Raw genomic sequence first — 2,433 nt, 5'->3', positions numbered from 1 at the left:
GCCGCCGAGGCGGGGCCGTCGTGCGCGGCAGCGGACGACCCGGGCGTCGGCCAGCAGCACGAGGCCAGGGCGATCAGGAGGAAGGCCCAGCCGAGCACCACGGACGCGCGGGCACTCCGCCGCCGCTCCGTGCGTTCGCTCAGCCAGTTCATCCCGGCATCGTATCGGTGTGTGAAGTTTCAATGAGTGCGGGACCCGGATCGGCGAACCTGTGGATCCCGGGGCAGGGGGTTCCGCCTCGGGCGTGCCGGGATACTGTGCCCCGGTGACAACGCACTCGAACGTATCTGCGGGCTGGTATCCGGATCCGCACGGCGCCCCCCAGCTGCTGCGCTACTGGGACGGTTCCCAGTGGACCGAGCACACCAATCCGGCCGGCGGGCAGCAGCAGGCCCAGGCGCCCGCTCAGGTGCCGCAGCAGCAGGCGTATCAGCAGCAGGCGGCCCAGGCGCATCAGCAGCAGGCCCAGCCGCAGCACCAGTCCGCCGCCGTTCCGCAGCAGGGCATGCCGCAGCAGGGCGGTGCCCCCGGCGCGGGCACGCTCTTCAATCAGCAGGTCCTGGTCGTGAACCAGAAGGCCAAACTGATCGAGGTCACGAACGAGTACAGCGTCTTCGACCAGCAGGGCAACACCCTCGGCTCGGTCATCCAGGTCGGTCAGAGCGCGATGCGCAAGGTGCTGCGCTTCGTGAGCAGCATCGACCAGTACCTGACCCACCGGCTCGAGATCCGCGACGCGTACGGCCGGCCGCAGCTGCTGCTGACGCGCCCGGCGAAGTTCATCAAGTCCAAGGTCATCGTGCAGCGCCCCGACGGGCAGCCCGTCGGCGAGATCGTCCAGCAGAACGCCATCGGCAAGATCAACTTCGCGATCATGGTCGACGGTCAGAAGGTCGGCGCGATCAAGGCGGAGAACTGGCGCGCCTGGAACTTCGCGATCGTCGACCACAACGAGGCCGAGATAGCCCGGATCACCAAGACCTGGGAAGGTCTCGCGAAGACCATGTTCACCACGGCGGACAACTACGTGCTGCAGATCCACTACCAGCTGCCCGAGCCGCTGCTGAGCCTCGTGGTGGCGACGGCCCTGACCGTGGACACGGCCCTCAAGCAGGACGCCCGCGGCCTCGGCTGAGCCCCCGTACGCGAGAACGCCCGCGCCCCGCACCTGGCCAGGTGCGGGGCGCGGGCGTTCTCACGTGTGCTCAGTCCGCTGAACGGTCCTGGTCCTGCTGTCCCTCCGGCGGTCCCAGCCGGGAGAACACCGCGGCCAGAATCACCGCGGCCAGAGCCCCGGCGGCCACACCGCTGCCGAAGACGGTCCGCGCCCACACCGGCAGGCCCGCGTACATCTCGGGGGCGAAGACCGGCAGCAGACCGACGCAGAGGGCCAGGGCGACCACGATTCCGTTCGTGCCGTGGCTGAGGTTCTCACGGCTGAGCATGCCGAACCCCATCGTCGCGATCACCGCGTAGATGATCAGCCCCGCCGCGCCGACCACCGGCTCCGGGATGGCGGCGAGCAGCCGGGTGAGCGGCGTGATCAGACCGCACAGGATCAGCAGCACGCCCGCGCCCGCCGTGACGAACCGGCTGCGCACCCGGGTGAGCTGGACGATCCCGATGTTCTCGGCACTGGTCACCATCAGCGACGTACCGAAGACGCCGGCGCCCAGCGAGGTGACCGCGTCTGCCCGGGAGATCCGCGGCACGTCACGCGCCGCGTCCGGAGTCCGGCCCACCGCCTCGCTGTTCAGCACGGTCTGCCCGGTCGCCTCCGCCAGCGAGGCGAGCGCGAAGACCAGCAGCGGCACGGCGGCCAGCAGATCGAAGTGCGGTGTGCCGTACGGGAACGGGTCGGGCAGCGCGAACGTGCTGCCGTGCGCCATGTGGAACGCCGTACCGGTGAGCGCTGCGACGAGCGTGCCGCCCGCCAGGCCGAAGAGCACCGACATCTGTCGCCAGACACCGCGCATGAACAGGAAGAACAGGGCGGTGATGCCGAGTGTGGCGAAGCCGAGCCCCGGTCCCGAGGCGATCATCGGCGCGGTGATCTTGATCATGTTGATCCCGATCAGGACCACCGTGGTGCCCATGACCAGCGGCGGGAAGAACCGCACCAGCCGCCCGTACAGGGGCAGCACGGCGATCAGGAAGACCGCCGCGATGAGCACCGAACCGGAGGCGGTGGCCGGTCCGTGCTCCTTCGCGACCTGGAGGAAGATCGCGACCGCCGCGCCGCCCGGCAGCATCAGGAACGGCAGCCGGGCGCCGATGCGCAGCGCCTTCACACCCAGCGACTGGAGCAGCGCGCCGATGCCGCAGAGCACGAGGGTGGCGCTGAGCAGCGATGCGGTCTGGGACGCGCTCAGCGACAGGGTGGTGCCGATCAGGATGACCGAGGAGACAGGGGCGGCCACCCCGGCCAGCAGA

At 69.9% G+C, this 2,433-nt stretch carries 2 protein-coding genes; one reads left to right on the top strand and one right to left on the bottom strand.

Annotation, left to right across the window (positions count from 1 at the left end; translation table 11 throughout):
• Nucleotides 1-265 precede the first annotated feature (265 nt).
• Nucleotides 266-1,135, top strand: a complete 870-nt coding sequence (locus JGS39_RS39540) for an LURP-one-related family protein (RefSeq protein WP_219574589.1) — start codon at nt 266-268, stop codon at nt 1,133-1,135.
• 70 nt (nt 1,136-1,205) lie between these two features.
• Here JGS39_RS39540 and JGS39_RS39535 read toward each other — a convergent pair.
• A partial coding sequence (locus JGS39_RS39535) for a uracil-xanthine permease family protein (protein ID WP_219574588.1) occupies nt 1,206-2,433 on the bottom strand: 1,228 nt, incomplete at its 5' end.

This window comes from Streptomyces poriferorum, assembly GCF_019399235.1.
Taxonomy (GTDB): domain Bacteria; phylum Actinomycetota; class Actinomycetes; order Streptomycetales; family Streptomycetaceae; genus Streptomyces; species Streptomyces poriferorum.
The sequence above is the reverse complement of the archived record's forward strand: the minus strand, read 5'-3'. Positions and strand labels throughout refer to the sequence as shown.